The 21,349-nt window shown below is 46.2% G+C and carries 14 protein-coding genes; 11 read left to right on the top strand and 3 right to left on the bottom strand.

The window, feature by feature from the left end; translation table 11 throughout:
- Positions 1-58 precede the first annotated feature (58 nt).
- Positions 59-859, top strand: coding sequence for a class I SAM-dependent methyltransferase (locus tag ACOSVP_RS17425; protein WP_487348753.1), 801 nt, complete (start codon positions 59-61; stop codon positions 857-859).
- 456 nt (positions 860-1,315) lie between these two features.
- Here the strand turns inward: ACOSVP_RS17425 and ACOSVP_RS17430 are convergent, their stop codons facing one another.
- On the bottom strand, positions 1,316-2,458 hold the full coding sequence (locus ACOSVP_RS17430) for a patatin-like phospholipase family protein (protein WP_487348754.1): 1,143 nt from the start codon (positions 2,456-2,458) through the stop codon (positions 1,316-1,318).
- A 377-nt stretch (positions 2,459-2,835) separates the two neighbouring features.
- Here ACOSVP_RS17430 and pgm point away from each other — a divergent pair, with 377 nt between their 5' ends.
- A complete protein-coding gene (pgm, locus tag ACOSVP_RS17435; RefSeq protein ID WP_487348755.1) occupies positions 2,836-4,470 on the top strand; it encodes a phosphoglucomutase (alpha-D-glucose-1,6-bisphosphate-dependent) in 1,635 nt (544 codons plus the stop codon).
- Positions 4,471-4,511: 41 nt separating this feature from the next.
- Here pgm and ACOSVP_RS17440 read toward each other — a convergent pair whose 3' ends face one another.
- Entirely contained in the window at positions 4,512-5,246 is a 735-nt protein-coding gene (locus ACOSVP_RS17440; RefSeq protein WP_487348756.1) for a spermidine synthase, read from the bottom strand.
- A gap of 76 nt (positions 5,247-5,322) precedes the next feature.
- On the bottom strand, positions 5,323-8,394 hold the full coding sequence (ydiJ, locus tag ACOSVP_RS17445) for a D-2-hydroxyglutarate dehydrogenase YdiJ (RefSeq protein ID WP_487348757.1): 3,072 nt from the start codon (positions 8,392-8,394) through the stop codon (positions 5,323-5,325).
- 168 nt (positions 8,395-8,562) lie between these two features.
- Between ydiJ and ACOSVP_RS17450 the strand changes: the two genes are divergently transcribed.
- The 9 genes from ACOSVP_RS17450 to ACOSVP_RS17490 all read left to right on the top strand — a co-directional run bounded on the left by ACOSVP_RS17450 (position 8,563) and on the right by ACOSVP_RS17490 (position 21,346).
- A complete protein-coding gene (locus ACOSVP_RS17450) occupies positions 8,563-9,483 on the top strand; it encodes a 1-aminocyclopropane-1-carboxylate deaminase/D-cysteine desulfhydrase (RefSeq protein ID WP_487348758.1) in 921 nt (306 codons plus the stop codon).
- A 180-nt stretch (positions 9,484-9,663) separates the two neighbouring features.
- Positions 9,664-10,545: an NAD(+) kinase gene (locus ACOSVP_RS17455; RefSeq protein ID WP_487348759.1), complete on the top strand. Its 882-nt coding sequence runs from the start codon at positions 9,664-9,666 to the stop codon at positions 10,543-10,545.
- A 15-nt stretch (positions 10,546-10,560) separates the two neighbouring features.
- Positions 10,561-11,430 carry a rhomboid family intramembrane serine protease gene (locus tag ACOSVP_RS17460; protein WP_487348760.1) on the top strand — a complete coding sequence of 290 codons (870 nt, stop codon included), beginning with the start codon at positions 10,561-10,563 and terminating at the stop codon, positions 11,428-11,430.
- A gap of 28 nt (positions 11,431-11,458) precedes the next feature.
- Positions 11,459-11,737: a YeaC family protein gene (locus ACOSVP_RS17465; RefSeq protein WP_487348761.1), complete on the top strand. Its 279-nt coding sequence runs from the start codon at positions 11,459-11,461 to the stop codon at positions 11,735-11,737.
- Complete coding sequence (locus tag ACOSVP_RS17470) at positions 11,734-12,558, top strand: DUF2797 domain-containing protein (RefSeq protein ID WP_487348762.1); 825 nt, start codon at positions 11,734-11,736, stop codon at positions 12,556-12,558. Before ACOSVP_RS17465 ends, ACOSVP_RS17470 begins: the two co-directional genes overlap by 4 nt.
- Positions 12,559-12,567: 9 nt before the next feature.
- Complete coding sequence (pepN, locus tag ACOSVP_RS17475; RefSeq protein ID WP_487348763.1) at positions 12,568-15,201, top strand: aminopeptidase N; 2,634 nt, start codon at positions 12,568-12,570, stop codon at positions 15,199-15,201.
- Between the two features lie 117 nt (positions 15,202-15,318).
- Complete coding sequence (locus tag ACOSVP_RS17480) at positions 15,319-17,040, top strand: hypothetical protein (protein WP_487348764.1); 1,722 nt, start codon at positions 15,319-15,321, stop codon at positions 17,038-17,040.
- A gap of 135 nt (positions 17,041-17,175) precedes the next feature.
- The gene (gene metH / locus ACOSVP_RS17485; protein ID WP_487348765.1) at positions 17,176-20,904 is read left to right on the top strand and encodes a methionine synthase; all 3,729 of its coding nucleotides are present in this window, start codon (positions 17,176-17,178) and stop codon (positions 20,902-20,904) included.
- A complete protein-coding gene (locus tag ACOSVP_RS17490) occupies positions 20,891-21,346 on the top strand; it encodes an SRPBCC family protein (RefSeq protein ID WP_487348766.1) in 456 nt (151 codons plus the stop codon). The genes metH and ACOSVP_RS17490 overlap by 14 nt, the downstream gene beginning before the upstream one ends.
- Positions 21,347-21,349: the final 3 nt, after the last annotated feature.

The raw sequence follows: 21,349 nt of genomic DNA on the forward strand, positions 1-21,349 counted from the left end.
AGGGGGCTGGCTCAACGGGCTGTATTATAGGGCTAAAGTTTTTTATAAGGATTATTCAGTGGATAAACCAGATATCGATGGCTCCTCATTTTATTGTGAGAGCTCTTTACATATAAAGTGTTATGACATTTTATATTCTGGAGTTGCTGCGCAATATAAAGATATTGATTTCTATGAGAGGCTTGCAATGGAATCGCGCCACAATATTCTTGATGCAGCATGTGGAACTGGACGAATTTTTTCAGAGCTAGCTGGTGAGCACAGAATGATCACTGCATTCGATGCATCCGGTGAGCTGCTGGCCGTTGCTCGAAAAAGAGCTTCATCTTTAGACGCTGAGAAAAATATTTTTATTCAGCAGTCCTATTTGGAAACATTTGATTTCAAGAAGCAGTTCGACTTGATCATTGTTGGGTATTACGGCTTTAGCTATTTGTTGACTGAAGACAAACAGATAAGATGTTTAAGAAACATTAAAAGACACCTTGCTCCTAATGGTATCGCAGTTTTGCATTTGCCTGAACCTAGCCTCCTTTGTCGATCAGTTCCACAGCATGAAATAGATTCAATGAAATCGACGATTCGATTACAGGATCAACAAAAGCAACTTGTTATTGATTTTCAGGTTTTATCAATGCGTTATGAGGATGTGACTAAGGTTAGAACGATGACAACTAAACTGGCTATATTAGATAGTCAAGGTAGTCAGATAATAACAGAAACTAAAGACATGCATTATGCATACATTGATCGAAAGCAAATAACAGAACTTGCTCAGACAGCAGGGTTAACGGTGGACAGTATGTCTGAAGGCTTCTTTTCTGGAGCTGTTGGTGAGCTTGTTGTTGTATTGAGCTGACAGGATACATGATCACTTAAAAATCACATAAAAAGTTATTGAGATACCCACCGTAAATACTATTAGGCTGACCGTAGTGGTCTAGCAAAACAGGACACCATTTAAAGTGGTAATATAGCCAGACCAAAATAGGTCTCCAATGAAAAAAATAGCGTCGTACATTTTCAACAGAGTTTAAGCATAAAGCAGCACTTCCTAGTGTTTGATCAAGATTGCATCGTAACCGAAGCCTGTAAGTCTTCGGTGTTGGTGAAACGGCTCTTCGACACTGGATTTATCAGCTTAAAACTGAACAGGGCGGTATCACGTCAGAAGCCAAGGCCCTGACGCTAGTGCAGCAACGCATGCAAGAGTTTGAAGCCATGCTTACCCGAACGGAATCGGGTTATACAAGCTGTCTCCTGATAGCGATATATGTATTTCATCCCAGATAGAATCTGGATCGTACAACTATAATTAATCCGCAAAAAAACCTTCTATTTTATCTCTTTGCCACATGGCATCTTTATAACCAAGCTCCATCAAAGCTTTGCAGTATTCGGGTGTAAACAGCAAATAACTTGCCGCAGATGAGGCGTTGCTGCTTTGATTGCCGCTGGCCGTACGAAGCAACTTTTGAATGTGTCTTGGTAGTGAGTCTAAATGCTCGTCAGCCAACACGTTTAGACCTTTTGAAGGTGATATAACCAGTGTTTTTCGTAGCGGTAACTCGGCTGGGCGCTGATCTTCAGGGATCTTCTCAAGTAGGCGGTTGATCATTTCAATATGGGTAATATCATCGTCCACAGTGTCCAAAAAGGCGCTGTTAAATAGATGGCCAAGCACCTGCACAATGGATGGTTGCATAGCATCTTCGGTACTTGTGGCTTGTTGCCACTCGATGGCTTGGCGGTTATCACTAACACCAATAATAAACAGTTTTTCTGCCCCAAGGCGAATGGCGGGCTGAATGATGGAACCTAAACGCACCGCACCATCACCGTAATAATGCTGACCAATCTTACGTGCTGGAAAAATGCCTGGAATAGCGCTGGAAGCGAGCAGATGATCCACTTTAATGGCTTGTTTTACGCCAGTTTTGCGCCCCATATGCCAGTTGCTGATATCAGCATTTGAGGTTTGAAAGAATGTGGTGGAATTGCCATTACTGTAATCAATTGCAGTGACAGCAAGGGTTTCAATAAATCGCTGATTAAGTGCAATCGCCACATCATCTAGGTTTAAATAACTGTATAACAAATCCTCTAACGGGCTGTTTGTCATGAGTGATAATTGTCTTCCTTCGCTTTGGCTTTGAAAGATGCTGGCGATACTGCGTGTAATGGATGAAGCAATAGGCCAGCGACTCACTTGATAAACTTGTTCAGTGGTCAAATGACTCCAAATAAAGGCCAGATGTCTTACGCCACGGCTAAAACTACTGGCTCGAGTGGCCAGTAATGCAGCGTTAAGTGCACCCGCAGAGGTGCCACATAAAATGGGGAAAGGGAGGGTATGCTGGTGTGGTAGTAGTTTGACAACGGCTTGCAGTACACCAATTTGATAGGCGCCTCGCGCTCCCCCGCCAGAAAGTAATAATGCAGTTTTAGCTTTATCCATGTGCGCTCCTACTCATTAATACAGAAGGCACTTTTAAGGGTAGTGCATTTGCGGGTGATTTGTATTGGTGCGTTTGGTAAAGAAATGATCAGCATTGGTGCTTTTATGTAATTGCTCCTAATTTTGGGAAGCCAGCTTAATAGCTCGCTAAGCGTATGTGCTGTTAGTGGAAATTGAGACCAATCGCGTAATTTATGTCAGATTCTTGTCGATTGTTGCGTCAGTATTGCTCGATTCACGCTTAAGCTTCCCTAGGGTGAATCTGACTTGTCATGAAAGCTTCGTAAATACTTGTTTTATTTAAGGGATGCGTTGAAAGTTATCGGGATTTCCGTGACTATATAAAAATAACTTTTTTGATAAGGGGCTAAATTCATATGGCAATTCATCCTCAAGCAGGGCAGCTTGCTCCGTCTGAAGCCTTGGTTAATGTGCCGAAACTGATGAGCGCGTACTACGCACTTGAACCGAATGTCGACATCGAAGTGGAAAAAGTAAGCTTTGGTACGTCTGGGCATCGTGGTAGCGCATTTTCAAAAAGCTTTAATGAGGCTCATATTCTAGTTATCTGTCAGGCGATTTGTGAATATCGCCAAGCACAGGGAATTGATGGTCCGGTTTACCTTGGTAAAGATACCCACGCTTTGTCTGAGGCAGCGTTTGCTAGTGCGCTACAGGTGCTAGTAGCGAACGATGTTCGTGTCCGAGTGCAAAAAGGGGATGGCTACACTCCAACGCCAGTGATTTCCCATGCCATCTTGACTCACAATGAAGCTTGTTCCGATCAAGCCGACGGTATTGTTATCACGCCATCGCACAATCCACCAGAAGATGGTGGTATCAAATACAATCCACCTAAAGGTGGCCCAGCAGACAAAGATATTACCGATTGGGTCGCTAAGCGTGCCAATGAACTGCTTGCTGATGGTATGGCAGGAGTGAAAGCCGTTTCGTTTGAAGCCGCGCTAGCGAGTGATCTAGTTGAGCCATTTGATTACATTGAGCATTATGTGGCTGATCTTGAAAATGTGATCGATATGGCTGCGATTCGCGATGCCAAAGTACGTATCGGTGTGGACCCATTGGGCGGTTCGGGGATTGGTTTTTGGCAGCCGATTGCGGATCGTTACGGTCTCAATATCGAAGTGGTAAATGACCGTGTCGATCCAACCTTTGCCTTTATGCCACTTGATAAAGATGGTCGTATTCGCATGGATTGCTCATCTCCCTATGCGATGAATAACCTTCTGAAAATCCAGGACCAGTTTGATGTAGCGGTAGGTAACGACCCAGATTATGATCGTCACGGGATTGTTTGTCCTGGCTTTGGTTTGATGAATCCAAACGCTTACCTAGCGGTTGCGATTGAATACTTGGCGACGCATCGTGATTGGCCAGCGGACATTCAATACGGTAAGACTCTTGTTTCAAGCGCCATGATCGATCGAGTGGTCGCGTCATTGGGTAAAACCCTGTGTGAAGTACCAGTAGGCTTTAAGTGGTATGTGGACGGTTTATTCGATGGCACTATGGCGTTTGGTGGTGAAGAGAGTGCAGGGGCATCCTTCTTGCGCCGAGATGGTGGTGTTTGGTCAACCGACAAAGATGGCTTTATCTTGGCTTTGTTAGCGGCAGAGATGTTAGCGGTCACCGGCAAGAATCCTGCGCAATTAGCCGCTGAGCAAGCACAACGCTTTGGTCAGCCCTACTACAAACGTATCGACGTGGCTGCGACACCAGAGCAAAAAGCGATTCTAGGTAAGCTTGAAGCTAGCTCAGTGAAAGCCGATACCCTTGCGGGTGACGCGATCGTGAGTAAATTGACTCATGCACCGGGTAATGGTGCGGCGATTGGTGGTTTGAAAGTATCAACCGACAATGGCTGGTTTGCGGCACGCCCATCCGGCACAGAAAACGTTTACAAGATCTACCTAGAAAGTTTTGTCTCGGAAGAGCATTTGGCATTGCTGGAACAAGAAGCGGTCGCCTTGGTAAACAGTGTCTTAGGCTAACCGTACTTCCTTTTACTAGGCTGTGTTGCGCTTAGAAGAAGTTATTCCACTTCTTCTAAGCGATTTAGCCATTTATTGATCGGGAAGCCCAGCGTTTGTGACAGCTTGTCGCATTCATCTCGCTGTTGCTTTAAATTCAAGTTGTGTGGATCGTTGGTGGCAAACACCACCCAGTTGCCGCAGCCTGTATCCAATCCCGTTACTGTATTAAACAGCTCTTTTAGAGAGTGTTTCAGGTCGTGTTGATACTGATGTTCTTCCCAGCAGTTTAAGACCAGCATACCGCCTTCTTTGATTTGCTTTTTGGCATCCTCAAGAAATGCCTGTGTGGCAACACGGTTGTCCATGCCAAAATGCTGATAAAGATCGGTAAATAAAATATCAAATTTCTTTGATTTATTATTGGCAACAAACTCAATCGCATCATCCGTAATCACTTCAATGCGTTTGCTTTTCGGCAGTTTAAAAAACTCTTCTGCAATCGCCACAATCTCGGGCCTTAACTCCACGGCCGTCACATGAATGCCGCTGACCGCTTTTGCTAGAGCATGCACCAGTGCACCGCCACCTAAGCCTAATACGCAGGCGCGCTTTGGTGTGCGATCCATTAAAGCCAGCAACATAGCCTGAGTGTATTCATGCTGAAGCACGTGTGGGCTCTTAATTTGCACGCGGCTTTGCTCATCGCCTTCGGCGAACGAGAGAATACGGTATTTGCCATCATCGAACACTCGAATAACGCCAAACTCATCTTGAGTTTCATACAGTAAAGACATGGGTTGTTCTCTTAGCTAAAAAAAGAAAGGCCAGACAGATGTCTGGCCTTTGTCTAGATGATACCGAATTTTAACGCTAGGCTAAATCGGCTTTGATGTGCTCAAGCAGAATTTGTGCAGGGTGTTTGATCTTGGCATCGTCTAAACGCTTCGCCTGACAACGACAAGAATAACCCGTCGCCACGAGCTTGTTATTCAAGGCTGGATCATTCACCTTGTCTTTCCAAGACAGATTGTAAATCTCAACTGAGGTCGCCTTGTTGCGCGATTCATGGCCGTAAGTGCCAGCCATACCACAACAGCCAACGTTCTCGACCGCAAGCTTAAGGCCTAATAATTCATAAACGGACTGCCAATCTTTGATCGACGGTGCTGCGTTGGTTTTCTCGGTACAGTGAGCCATCATATGGAAAGTTTCATCCTTCGCTGTGATGGCTTGTTTTTCCAGATGTTGGGATTGATTGGCTAGCCACTCCTGCATCAGCTGCACCTTAGGTATAGGGCGACTGTTGCCAAAGGTCTTGGCGTACTCAGCACGGTAAGTCAGCGTCATCGACGGATCGATACCAATCATCGGTAGACCGTAGAAGGCTAGATTCTGTAGCATGTCTAAGTTTTTCTTCGCCGCGCGTTCAAACGAGCGTAAGAAGCCATGCACGTGCAGAGGTTTGCCGTTTGGCATATAAGGCGCCAAGTAAGCTTGGAAGCCTAAGCGGCTCAAAAGCTCCATCACGTCCAGCACTAGCTCGGTTTCAAAGTAACTGGTGAACGCATCCTGTACAACAATGACTGCGCGTTTGCGATCTTTTGGGCTAAGGGATTCGATCGCTAACGGTGTGGCTAAGCGAATACCACGACGAGACATTTCTCGCTTAAGGTTGTACTTAGACAGTTTAGGGCTGTCTTCCATGCCGACCACTTTACTCAGTACTTTGTTGGTGAACTTATTGCTCACCAACCAGTTATATGGCTGTGGGAAAGACGCCATAGTTGGCATCATATATTCCAATGCACCGACAAAATAATCTTTTGCTGGGCGTAGGTAACGGCTGTAGTACAGCTCAAGGAACTTGGCACGAAACTCAGGTACGTCGACCTTGATAGGACATTGGCCAACACATGACTTACACGCCAAGCAGCCCATCATGGATTCATGTACTTCGTGGGAGAAATCGTATTCACCTTTGCGTTTCGCCAGAGTATTACGCAAGCGAGGGATGAAGCTGCCAACAAAAGTACTGTGCTTGGCTTTGTAACTCGCCTTGCGCACGTCGACGCCTTGCTCACTCATACCACGCAGCCATTCACGCATCAAAGAGGCGCGACCTTTGGGCGAATGAATACGTTGGCGTGTGCCTTTCCAAGAAGGGCACATGGCATCGTGTGGATCGAAGTTAAAGCAGGCACCGTTACCATTACAGTACATGCCTTCTTTAAATTGGTCGCGATTGGTCAGAGGGATTTGACGATCTAGCTGACCACGAAGTGGTACTTCATCGATTTTTAAAAGTTCGGCACCTAATTCAAATGGTGTGGCGATCTTGCCAGGGTTGAGTTGATTGCGCGGGTCGAATGCGCCTTTCACCTGCTGGATGCTTGGGTAAAGATCCCCAAAGAACGAAGGCGCGTATTCTGAGCGTACGCCCTTGCCGTGTTCACCCCACAGCAAACCGCCGTATTTTTGCGTAAGCGCTACAACCTTGTCGGTGATCTCACGCACCATAGGTTCTTGAGCTTCATCTTTCAGATCTAGCGCAGGGCGTACGTGCAAAACACCCGCGTCCACATGCCCAAACATACCGTAAGCAACGCCATAGGAATCCAGCACTGCACGGAATTCCATGATGTAATCGGCCAAATTTTCGGGCGGCACGGCGGTGTCTTCGACAAACGGAACAGGGCGCTGTTCGCCTTTGGCATTACCCAAGAGGCCAACAGATTTCTTGCGCATGCCCCAAAGCTTGTTCACGTTGGCGTGGCCATTGGCCACCGTATAACCCAAAGCACTGCTGGATGAATCTGCCGTTAGGATATCTAGCGCATCGGTCAGCACCTTCACGCGCTCGGCGATTTCTGCTTCGCTGTCACCGGTGTATTCCACCAAGTTGATGCCTTGCGTGTCTTCACCAGGCTGCTCTGGGAAGAACTCAGCCACAGAGTTCCAAATAATATCGCCTTTGGCCAAGCCAAGTACTTTCGAGTCAACCGTTTCAATAGAGGTAGGCTTGGCTTCAAGCAGCTCTTTGGCGTGACGCAAAGAAGCTTCAAAGCTGTTGTAACGAATGTTAACTAGGGTCGCAAATTTCGGAATTTTAAGCAGGTTAACTTTGGCTTCAACGATAAAGCCAAGGGTGCCTTCTGAGCCGCACAGAATGTTGTTCATATTAAAGCGGCCGTCTGCGTCACGAATGTGCGCCAGATCGTAGCCGGTCATACAGCGGTTCAGTTCAGGGAAGGTCGCTGCAATGTCCTTTTGCTTAGTTTTTTCAATGCTATCAATAACGCGGTGAGCGTGAGCTGAATAATCAGAGCCTTGTTTAATCTGCTCTAGAGTGTCATCTGAAATAGGTGCGGTGGTGATCATTTCACCGTCTAGTAGCACGGTTTTAAGCTCAAGCACGTGATCACGGGTTTTGCCGTACATCACTGAGCCTTGTCCGCTGGCATCGGTATTGATCATGCCGCCAATGGTGGCGCGGTTACTGGTAGACAGCTCTGGGGCAAAGAATAAGCCATCTGGCTCAATGGCTTTATTGAGTTGGTCTTTGACCACGCCGGTCTGAACACGCGCCCAGCCTTCGGCCACGTTTACTTCCAAGATCTTGTTCATGTGCTTGGAAAGGTCGACCACAAGTCCATCTGTTAATGATTGGCCATTTGTGCCGGTACCGCCGCCACGAGGACTTAACACGATATCGTGAAATTCGCTGTTATTGGATAGGCGAGTCAGCAGTTGAATGTCTTCAACCGTTTTTGGATAGATAACACCTTGAGGAAGAACTTGGTAGATTGAGTTATCGGTCGCAAGTACGACGCGATTGGCATAATCTGGGTTGGTGTCTCCCTTAAACCCTGAAGCCTTCAAGCGCTCGATAAAGGCGAGATACTTCGCTTGAACTGGCGAGACTTCAGACAACTTAGGAATCATGTAATATTCTCCGATATTTGCGACCTTATGCGTGGACCATTCTAACAAAGAAACTACGTGTAAAGTTCTCAACTCGATGAAAAATAAGTTGTGTAAACATGTTTTATTTTCATAAAGCGACGATTTTTTTGTATTTTTTGTTAGACTGCGACGTTTTTGAAGGGTGCCATGCTGTTACAGCCAATTTATCTCCCCGCTAATCAAGACGCCAGCGAGCAATCCTTTCTGATTTATCGTGGCGATCTTGAGTGTCAAACGGCACCTGGCAATAAACAACATAAGCTCAAATATCATTTACAACAGGCTTTGGCGGAACGAAAGCCCTATGTGGCGACCTTTGGTGGACCGCATTCCAATCATATCGCTGCATTTGTGGCCCGTTGTAGTGAGTTAGGGGTAAAGCCTATCGTTGTCGTGCGTGGGGAAACGTGGGCCATGTTAACGCCGACCTTGCGTCAAGCTGTTAACCAAGGGGCGATCCTATTTCCCAGTCAACGGGCAGATTATCGACTGGGTTTAGAGTCTGATGTGAAAAAAGTCATTGATGATTACTACCAAGGGGATGTCTATTGGGTGCCTGAAGGTGGTGCGGGTCCGCTTGGGGTGCGCGGTTGTTTTGATTGGGCAAATGATATTTATCAGATGCTTCCAGACAATGACGTGCATGTCTGTGTCGCCAGCGGTACTGGAGCTACGGCGGCAGGGTTTGCTGCGTCAAGTTTTCGATCTTTGTCGGTCTTTTCTGCTTTAAAAGGGGTAAACCATCTAGCACAAGATTTGCATCACCATTGTCAGCAGGCTGAATTGTCATACCAGGCTACCATCGATGGCTATGATGAAGCATTGCACGGTGGCTTTGGACGCATCAGTGATGAGTTACTAAGCTTTCTTAGTAGCTTAAAAAGCTTAAACCCTGATATTCCGTTGGATCCGGTGTATACCTCTAAGATGGTTTACCGAGTCAATCAATTAGTTCAGCAAGGACAGTGGCCTTATAAGAAGACACTCTTTATTCACACGGGAGGCTTGCAGGGTTGGCAAGGATTTGACGCCGAAAAATGCCCTTATGATCAGTATTCGTGCACATGATGCTTATTCATGTGCACTGTAAACAAGTGCAATAGCTAAGGCCTACGGTTTCTGATACATTCTAGACTGTATGCTGTTTAAGGCTAATTGCTTGAAAGCAATACAAAATTAATCGCAGTACAGTAAAGGCATAATATTGGCCTTTACTCATGCAAAATCAGTGATGGGAAAGATTGATTAATGAGTCTTTTTAGACGAATCGGTATTATCGCGCGCTTAGATAAACCACAGATCCTAGAAACGGTTGAACGCCTGACCAATTTCCTAATTACGCAGGGAGTTGAGCCTGTGTTAGAGGCAGATTTGGCGACCATGATGCCTTCTCCTAAAACCTCTGCGGCACCGCTTAAAGAGTTAGGTGATCACTGTGATTTGGTCATCGTGGTAGGGGGGGATGGTAGTTTCCTTGGCGCGGCGCGAGCAATCATTGATTACGATATTCCGGTGCTGGGGATGAACCGTGGCACTTTAGGTTTCCTTACAGATATTTCTCCAATCGATTTCGAGCAAGAATTAGAGCCGATTCTTCGTGGTGAATACCTAGAAGAAAAACGCTTTATGATCGAAGCTAAGATCAAACGCCAAAATCGTCCTAGCGGCGAGGGTATTGCCCTAAATGACCTAGTGCTTCACCCAGGCAAATCGGCGCGCATGATTCGCTTTGATTTGTTTATTGACGACCAATTTGTCATGAACCAAAAATCAGACGGTTTGATTGTGGCAACCCCGACAGGCTCGACGGCTTATGCGTTGTCTGCCGGTGGTCCGATTATGCTGCCTAAGTTGGATGCGCTTGTATTAGTGCCAATGCACCCACATACATTAAGTAATCGACCCATTGTGATTGATGCGAATGCCAACATTCGAATTGTGGTATGTGAGTCGAATCTGACTTACCCAAGCGTCAGTTGCGACGGGCAACTTAATATTACTGCTGCACCTGGTGATGAGATCCATATCACACGTCGTAAAGGCGGGATTCGATTGATTCATCCAAAGGATCATGATTTTTACGATGTGTGTCGTACCAAGCTGGGGTGGCAGTCCGGTTATCGCCAATAAGGACCATTAGCCCCTATGCTGTTGATCTATGAATTTGCTGTGAACGAGCAGCCACAAAGTTTGAGTAAAATACTTTGGCAACATCGTATTGGACATCGAATCGTTCAAGCCAACCAACATGATCAGTTATGGTTGCTCAATCCAGACGATGTGCAGCAGGCCTCAACCTTAATTAAACTTTGGCAACAAGACCCGCATGAAGCCCAGCAATGGGCTTCTCCGGAACCACGTCGTCGAGCTATCAATCCAAATTTTAAAGACTGGCACAAGTCTCCAGTGACCATTGCGACCTTATTGATCGCAGCGTTAGTAGCATTGGTGACGGGACTCGGGCAATACCTAGACACATTGAGCTGGTTTACCATTTCCTCCTTCGACATCATCGGCAATCGTATTCAATTTGATCCGTTAACCACGGTACTGGATAAAGGTGAATATTGGCGCTTACTGACCCCTGCTTTCATTCATTTTGGTGCCATGCACTTGGTGTTTAATGCCCTTTGGATATGGGAAGTGGGGCGCAAGCTAGAGCGTTTAATGGGATCTTTGGCTTGGATGATCTTTGCGATGGTTGTCTCGATCGCCAGCAATGTGGGTCAATATCTAGTGAGTCAATATCCTCTGTTTGGTGGTTTATCGGGCCTAGTTTACGGGCTGATCGGTTTCGCGTGGGTAATGCCTTGGTTGATTAAAGGCTGGCCAAGCATCATCTCTAAGCCACTGATGATATTTTTTATTGCCTGGTTGGTACTTGGCTACACCGATGTGTTCGCCATGTTTGGCCTTGGAAAAATGGCCAATGAAGCCCATTTGTTAGGACTAATTTCTGGCTTGGCCTGTGCGGGTGTGTACAGCATCTTGTGGAAATTATTCAAACGACGTTAATTAACCGTGAATTCGGTATGAGTGACTTATGAATTTTAAAGACATGATCGATAACATGTCGCCAGAAGTATATGGGCGACTAAAACAAGCCGTTGAGTTAGGTAAGTGGCCAAACGGCGTAAAATTGACGTCAGAGCAAATTGAGCTCTGTATGCAAGCGGTGATCACTTATGATTACACGAACAAGCCTGAAGATGAGCGCGTTGGCTTTATCGATCGTGAAGCACATCTTGGTTGCAGCAGTAAAAAAGACACCCTTGAGCATGAAACAGTAAAGTGGGTGATTAACCCGGATGCAAAGCAATGATCCAAGGTAATCTTCGTAAGATGCCCGCAAAAGTGGTGGATGGCAAAGTCAGCTACGAGTTAAAACTTGGCGATCAGCTGGTACCACTAGAGCAAGCCATTGGCCAAAAAGTGTCTTTGAACTTTACCGGCCAGATCCACTGTATTCACTGTGGTCGCGCCAGTAAAAAATCCTTTAGCCAAGGGTATTGTTTCCCATGTTTTAAGAAGTTGGCAGCTTGCGATACTTGCATCATGAGCCCAGAAAAGTGCCATTATTTTGAAGGCACCTGCCGTGAGCCTGAGTGGGCGGATAAATACTGTATGCAAAGCCATTATGTGTACTTATCCAATACCACTGCTTTAAAGGTTGGTATTACCCGTGGTGACCAATTACCTACTCGTTGGATTGATCAGGGCGCAACCCAAGCACGTGCGATGTTTTTAGTGGAAAACCGCCGCATGTCTGGTTTGGTGGAAACCTTGTTTAAATCAGAAGTGGCAGACAAAACCAACTGGCGTAATATGCTTAAAGGCATCGATGTTGAGCTAAACCTTGAGGTCGAGCAAGAGCGCTTGATTAATCGCCTTTGGGAAGGTTTAGACGCACTACAAAATGAATATGGTCTACAGGCAATTCAAGAGCTTGGGGCCGATAACGTTACCCATGAATTTGTTTATCCAGTATTGGAATACCCAACTAAAATCAGCAGCATTAATGCTGAGAAAACGCCTCTAGTAGAAGGCACCTTAATGGGCATCAAAGGACAATATTGGATTTTAGATACGGGCGTTATCAATCTACGCAAATACACAGGATACGAAGCGGAATTCACGCTATAGGAGCCACTCATGGCAGAGCAAAAGCCGTCAGCAATTTATTTGAAAGACTACACTGTTCCTAATTTTCTAATTGATAAAACGGAATTGACGTTTGATCTGGATGAAACACAAACCATTGTCACGTCACGTTTGCACCTTCGTCGCAACCCAGAAAGCAAAGAGCAGACTTCGCCGCTTGTTCTTGATGGCGGTGAAGATGTACAGCTAATTGGCGTTGCCATTGATGATTACGCTCTGCCAAAGGAAGAGTACGCCATCAAAGACGATAAGTTGGTGATCACAGCGACGCCAAATGAGTTTGTGCTGACCTGCGAAACCATGATTGAGCCGCAAAACAATACTAAGCTAGAAGGTTTGTACCGTTCTTCTTCTATGTTCTGTACTCAGTGTGAAGCGGAAGGTTTCCGTCACATCACTTATTACCTAGACCGTCCGGATGTGATGTCGATCTTTACCACCACCATCATTGGTGATGAAAGTCGTTACCCAGTGATGCTGTCGAACGGTAACGAAATTGAGCGTGGCCAAACAGAAGAGGGCAAAACCTTCGTTACTTGGCACGACCCATTCAAAAAACCGGCTTACTTGTTTGCCCTAGTGGCCGGCAACCTTGAAGTGTTGAACGATAACTTCACCACCATTAGCGGTCGTGATGTGAAGCTGCAAATCTTCACCGAGAAGCACAACATCGACAAAGTCGACTTCGCGATGGACTCGCTCAAGCGTTCCATGAAGTGGGATGAAGAAGTCTATGGTCGTGAATACGATCTGGACATCTTTATGATCGTGGCGGTCGATGACTTCAACATGGGCGCCATGGAAAACAAGGGCTTGAATATCTTCAACTCTTCTTGTTTGTTAGCGAGCCCAGAAACCACTACCGATGATGCGTATCTTCGTGTCGAGGCTGTTGTGGCGCACGAGTACTTTCATAACTGGTCTGGTAACCGTGTCACCTGCCGTGATTGGTTCCAGTTAAGCTTGAAAGAAGGCTTTACTGTATTTCGAGATCAGTGTTTCTCAGCCGATACCCACTCTGATGTGGTGAAACGTGTCGAAGATGTCTCTTTCTTAAAAACAGCGCAATTTGCCGAAGATGCGGGCCCAATGTCCCATCCAATTCGTCCAGCATCTTTCATCGAAATCTCTAACTTCTACACCCTAACCATTTACGAGAAGGGCGCTGAAGTGGTGCGTATGATTCATACGTTGCTAGGCGAAGAAGGCTTCCGTAAAGGTTCTGATCTCTACTTTGAGCGTCACGATGGCCAAGCGGTCACTTGTGATGATTTCGTTAAAGCCATGGAAGACGCTAACGGTGTCGATTTGAGTCAGTTTAAGCGTTGGTACTCGCAAGCGGGTACGCCACGTCTAACGGTGACTGATAGCTATGATGAGCAAGCTCAAACTTATAGCTTAACGATTCAGCAAATGACGCCGCCAACGCCGAATCAGCCGACTAAACTGGCGCTTCACATCCCAGTGAAAGTGGGCTTGGTGAGTGCGTTAAACGAAGCGCTAAGCTTTACTTTCCAAGGCCAAACACAAGACGAAGTAGTGCTACAGGTTAACGATGTTGAGCAAACCTTTGTATTTGAAAATGTTGTCTCTAAGCCAGTGCCATCATTGCTACGTGGTTTCTCAGCACCGGTTAAGTTGGATTACAACTACTCAACTGAACAGCTACTGCAATTGATGTCTGGCGATCCAGATGGTTTTAACCGTTGGAGCGCTTCACAACAACTGGCGGTAAATGAGCTGAACCTACTGATTGAGCAATACCAAAACGGTCAAAGATTGAGTGACGAAACCCACTTGGTAGAAGGTTTTAAAGCCTTGTTGGCGGATAAGACCCTTGATCCAGCCATGGTGGCTTTGATCTTAAGCCTTCCTAGCCAGGCGTATCTGTCAGAGCTTGCGGAGAAAATCGACCCGCAAGCAATCAAGGCTGCTCGTGAGCATCTACGCACGCTAGCTGGCAAGGCTCTGCAGACTGAGTTTAAGAATGTTTATGAAGGCAATACGGTCAGTGAAGCGTACCAAGCCAGTGCCGAACAGATTGCAAAACGTTCTTTGAAAAATGCCGCTTTGATGTATTGGGTAGCTTCTGGTTCTGATGAGGCGAAAGCAACCGTGGTGCGTCAGTACCGCAATGCCGACAACATGACCGATCAATTCGCGGCCTTGTCGTGCATTGTACACTTCAACTTAGCTGAAGCGGATGAGTTGATGAATGCCTTCTTTGAGCAATGGCAGCATGAAGCCTTGGTAGTGAACAAGTGGTTGATGCTGTCTGCAGCGCGCGAACAGGATAATGGCCTTGAGCACATTAAAGCCCTGATGCAGCATCCAAACTTTGACATTAAAAACCCGAACAAGCTACGTGCGGTAATCGGTGGCTTAGGTCAAAACGTGGATACCTTCCATAACTTAGACGGTAGCGGTTACGCTTTCTTAGCAGATCAAATTATTCTGTTAAACAAACGCAACCCACAAATCGCTTCACGCCTTTGTACGCCACTTACTCGTTGGCAACGAATGGTGCCTACGTTGGCAGATAAAATGAAAGGAGAGCTTGAGCGTATTGCCCAAGAAGACCTTTCAAAAGACGTTTATGAAGTGGTTTCTAAGAGTCTTGCCTAATTAAATCAAAAAGCGCTGTCATGACAGCGCTTTTTTTTGAGGTAAAGCTTATTAACTCGAACTACAATTAACTAATTGTTTTAACTGGTTTGAGCCGCTGGAGTGGGAGTAATAATAATGAAAAAGCCATATCGCTATGTTGTACCTGTGGCGCTAGGGACGATTTTAACGGCCTGTAGTAATACGTCCGTTCGGGATGACAGTGCGTCACAATACACGACTCAAACCTCCATCAAGCCTGCATCGCTCACGGCACCTTTTTCAGATCCTGCAGCCAATGCTAAAGAAATTGATCAATTGCACATCCAGGTCGCTAATAACTTCGACAAGATTGCACGCCTTGCTCAGCAGTTAGATGAAAAAGAGAAGGCTTTGTCAGAAATGATGGCTGGCTACATTGATGCCAGCACATTAATGCAGATTCAGAGATTGGGTAATGAACGCGATGAGCTAGAGCTCACCTATAACCAGCTGCATCAGGACAACGATCGCTTAACTGCACGCATTCAAACATTGCAAAACAATGCTCAAGTTATGGCGCTTAAAGCACTCAAACCTGTTGTTGAACCAGACCCTGTTCCAGAAGCTGACTTTGTTGAGTTGAACCAAGACTTTAGAACGCTTAACACGGCCCATTATGCGTTATCTAAAAACTATCGCGACCTGTCCATCGATCATGCACATCTAAAAAGTCAGGTGGATATGTTGATGCAGCAAAATGATAGTTTGTCCCGCAACTATTCAGCATTGCGAGATCAGAACGAATTGCTGACCAGCCACTTAACCGAAGCCCGCATTCAACATCAAGCATTATGGGATAAAGTGCGAGTGCAAGGTGATGTGATCAATACTTTGCAATCTCAGAATGCTGATTTACAAAGTCGGGGTGGTTTGATCGTCACCGCCGCTGACACAGGTTCAAATGGCTTAGCAGATGTGTCTAATCTCACCGCCCAAATCACTCGTCTTAAAGCTGAATTAACCGCGCAAAATGCCATGATTTCTGGGTATCAAAAAGACGTCGTGCAATTGGAAGCAGCACTGCAGCGTAAAGAGCAAGATCTCACCAGCAAATTGACGTCACTAGATACTCGCTACAAGGATTTGACGCAACGTCACAAACAAGTGACTTCCGAGCTGACCGAGTTGCGTAATGCCTTGCAAACACGTGATCAACGTATGGCCAACCTTAAAAACGAACTTGAGGCCTCTAGCCAGCAAAAAACGGACTTGTTAGCTCAGTTGCAGGAGTTGCGTGATCAATACCAGCTATCTCAGCAGCAAATCAAAGAGCTAGAACAGCAAGCCTTGGTGGAAGCAGAGCAAAAGACCAAACTGGAAAATCAGGTCAACAACCTCATTCCATTTGAAGGGGCGGTGATGTCACTGCAGCGTCAGTTGCAAAGTGAGCTGACTAACGTGCGTTGGACCTTGCCAACTTCCGCAAATCTTCATGACACCTTTGAAATTCAGCTGTCCGCTGAGGTTAGCAATCCGGTGCAAGGGCAAACTTATTATGCGGAGCTGTTTGTTGACAGCGCATTGAGCATGATGAGTGCGGCGGAAGCCGAATCGACCTTAAATCAAGGGCAATTAAATTTCCGTTGGCGCCTCAGTGGTCTAAATGAGCGTCCGAATGCCACCATGAATGTATCCGTCACTCAAGAGGTCAATTACAACGGACAGGTGATCTTGCGTAAGATTTATCGCGATACCGAAAGCGTCGAGTTGATTTCTAAAGATTGGCTCAATAAATATGGTTTTTGGGTGGCGGCTATCTTAGGCGGATTGTTGCTGGGCTTTGGCGCAGGTAAGCTCGGACGTCGTTCACAAGCCTAGAGGCGCTTCTAAGCACTTGATATGCTTGATAACGTCATCGATACACATTCATTCACTTTGCTATTACTAAAATTCAACAACTTACATGGCTGGTTTGCTATAGTAGGCTCGCATTAAATTTTAGAGGTAGTGACAGTGGTTAAGTCTGGTTCGTATGACGTTATCGAAAGTCGTTTAAAAGATAATATCCTAATTCTGGATGGTGGTATGGGTACCATGATCCAGAGTTATAAATTGGAAGAGCAGGATTATCGTGGTGAGCGCTTTAGCGACTGGCATAGCGAACTAAAGGGCAACAACGACCTTCTGTCACTGACTCAACCTAAAATCATTAAAGCCATTCACTCGGCTTACCTAGAAGCTGGCTCAGACATCATTGAGACCAACACCTTCAACGCCAACTCAATTTCGATGCTCGACTACCATATGGAGTCTTTGAGCTACGAAATAAACTTTGAGTCAGCAAAGCTTGCCCGTGAAGCGGCGGATGAATTCACTGCTAAAAATCCTAGCAAGCCACGCTTTGTGGCAGGTGCCGTTGGGCCTACAAGCCGTACTTGTACCATTTCTCCTGATGTAAACGATCCAGGTTTTCGTAACGTTTCCTTTGATCAGCTAGTAGAAGCCTACACGGTGTCTATCGATGGCTTGATCAAAGGTGGCGCAGACATTCTTTTGATCGAAACTATTTTCGATACGCTTAACGCGAAAGCCGCTATCTTTGCAGCGCTACAGTACTTTGACGATCATGGTGTGCGTTACCCAATCATGATTTCCGGTACCATTACCGATGCATCAGGTCGTACGCTGTCAGGTCAAACGACCGAAGCCTTCTGGAACTCGATTTCTCACGCACGCCCAATTTCTGTCGGCTTGAACTGTGCCTTGGGCCCAAAAGATCTACGTCAGTACATTGAAGAGCTATCAAACATTGCCGATACGCACGTATCTGCACACCCTAACGCGGGTCTGCCAAACGCCTTTGGTGAGTACGACGAAACACCAGAAGAAATGCTGGAAGAGATCCAAACTTGGGTCGATGCGGGCTTCTTGAACATCATTGGTGGCTGTTGTGGTACGGAACCAAGCCACATCAAAGCGTTTGCTGATGCTTTCCTTGACGCCACACCTCGTGTGATTCCTGAGATTCCAAAAGAGTGTCGTCTATCGGGTCTTGAGCCATTTAACATCAGTGACGAAAGTCTATTTGTGAACGTAGGTGAGCGTACCAACGTTACTGGTTCTGCGATGTTTAAACGTCTTATTAAAGAAGGCGATTTTGACACGGCGCTTGATGTAGCTCGCCAACAAGTTGAAAACGGTGCGCAAATCATCGATATCAACATGGACGAAGGCATGTTGGATTCCGAAGCGGCGATGGAGCGCTTCTTGAAACTGATCGCCTCCGAGCCAGATATCTCTCGCGTGCCAATCATGTTGGACTCTTCTAAGTGGGAAATCCTAGAAACGGGTCTTAAAAACATCCAAGGTAAGGGTGTGGTGAACTCGATCAGCTTGAAAGAAGGCGAAGAGAAGTTCATCGAACAAGCAAAACTATTAATGAAGTACGGTGCGGCCGTGATCGTGATGGCGTTTGACGAAATGGGCCAAGCGGACACTCGTCAACGCAAGATCGAGATCTGTCGTCGTTCGTACGATGTATTGGTGAACAAGGTGGGCTTCCCACCAGAAGACATCATCTTTGACCCTAACATCTTTGCCATTGCCACAGGTATTGAAGAGCACAACCGTTACGCGTTGGACTTTATCGAAGCAACCGGCGATATCAAGCGTGAACTGCCTTACGCCAAAGTATCCGGCGGTGTATCGAACGTCTCTTTCTCGTTCCGTGGTAATAACCCAGTTCGTGAAGCGATCCACGCGGTATTCCTATACCACGCGATTAAAAACGGCATGACTATGGGTATCGTAAACGCAGGTCAGTTGGCGGTTTACGAAGACATTCCTAAGCGCTTACGCGATGCGGTAGAGGATGCGGTGCTTAACCGTACACCTGAAGCCACTGATAACCTTTTGGCGATCGCGGGTGACTTTATGGGCACCGGCGAAACGGCTGAAAAGGAAACCCAAGAATGGCGTAGCTTGCCAGTGGGTGAGCGTTTAACGCACGCCTTAGTCAAAGGTATTACGGAATTTATCGACGAGGATACAGAAGAGGCGCGTCAGCAATTTGACCGTCCTTTGGAAGTAATCGAAGGTCCGTTGATGGATGGTATGGGTGTAGTCGGTGATCTATTTGGTTCCGGTAAGATGTTCCTACCACAGGTAGTAAAATCGGCGCGTGTAATGAAAAAAGCCGTGGCTTACCTGATGCCATTTATCGAAGAAGAAAAAGCCCGTAACCAAACGCAAGGCTCTTCCAGCGCGGGTAAAGTGATCATGGCTACCGTAAAAGGTGACGTACACGATATCGGTAAGAACATCGTTGGCGTTGTACTTCAGTGCAATAACTTTGAAGTCATCGACTTGGGCGTTATGGTGCCGTCTGAAAAGATCTTACGTACTGCGAAAGAAGAAAATGCTGACATCATTGGTTTGTCTGGTCTAATCACACCTTCATTAGATGAAATGGTACACGTTGCTAAAGAAATGCAGCGTCAAGGTTTTACTATTCCTGTCATGATTGGTGGTGCGACGACGTCTAAAGCGCACACAGCGGTTAAGATCGAGCAGAACTACAAAAACAACCAAGTGGTGCACGTAACCAACGCATCGCGAAGTGTTAGTGTGGCAAGTAACTTACTGACCAAAGATACGGAGCGTCATGCGAAATTTATCGCAGAGATCAAAGATGATTACGAGAAAACTCGTGAACGCTTTAAAGATCGCGCCAAAGCTGGTCGTCGTGTATCCCTAGAAAAAGCCCGTTTGAATAAAACGCCAGTGGATTTCTCTAGCATTAAAACGCCTGAGAAATTGGGTGTCACGGTATTTGATACTACCGATATCGACTTCAACGAAGTGCAAAACTACATCGACTGGACGCCATTCTTCCAAACTTGGGAATTGGCTGGTGCCTACCCGCGTATCTTAACGGATGAAATCGTCGGTGAAGAAGCGACACGCTTGTTTGAAGATGCCAAAGCCATGCTGGCAACGGTGATCGAAGAAAGTTGGTTGGACGCCAAAGCGGTTGTGGGTTTATTCCCAGCTAACCAAGTGAACCATGATGACGTGGTGATCTACACAGACGAATCACGTACTGAAGAAGTCATGACGCTGAACTTCTTGCGTAACCAAAATGAGCTCAATGCACCAGGTAAATATAACCAGTGTCTGTCTGACTTTGTTGCCACCAAAGAGCAGGGCAATGACTACATTGGCGCCTTTGCTTGTGCGGCAGGTTTTGGTATCGATGCGATCGTGGCTCGTTACGAGGCAGATCACGATGACTACAACTCAATCATGATCAAAGCCGTAGCAGACCGTCTGGCGGAGGCGACAGCGGAATACTTGCACGAGAAAGTTCGTAAGGAGCTTTGGGGTTACGCGCCTGATGAGTCACTAACCAACGAAGAGCTAATCAAAGAGCGTTACAAAGGCATTCGTCCTGCACCAGGTTACCCAGCATGTCCGGATCACACTGAGAAAGACAAACTATGGCAACTATTGGATGTAACCAAAAATACTGGCATGGAAATCACTGAAAGCTATGCGATGTTGCCAACAGCAGCAGTCAGTGGCTGGTATTTCGGTAATGCTGAAAGCAATTACTTTGGTGTTGGTAAAATTGGTCCAGACCAAGTGGACAGCTACGCAGAGCGTAAAGGCATGACCAAAGATGATGCTGAGCGTTGGTTGGCTCCTAACCTAGGATACGATCCAGAGGATGACCGAATCTAATTCGCCTTTTAGCCTCACAGTAGGTATTCAACTCAAGATCCCAAGCCAAATGGCTTGGGATCTTTTCACTCAGCCTGATCAAGCAAAATGGAACCACGCCTTAAAATCTCTAGAGGCAACACTTGGATTTCATACAGGCTCAATCGTTACTCTTGAATTCCAGACATTACGCGGTCTTCTGAACACAAAATTCGAAGTCGTGGAATCCACTCCTGCTACTCGTCTCGTATTAGAGCATTCATTTCGTCATTGGCTATTCAAGCATACAGAACAATGGAGTGTACGCTTTCTACATGACGATGAATTACACACTCGCGTCGAAATTCATTATGCTCTTAATGGGCCATTTGCTACACGTGTTTGGCCAGAAAAGAAATTAATCGTAAATAATATATTAAATTTATGGATTGAAAGCTTAAAGCTTCAGTCTGAGAGGTTATAGAAT

Source organism: Marinomonas sp. HM11-D (assembly GCF_057626615.1).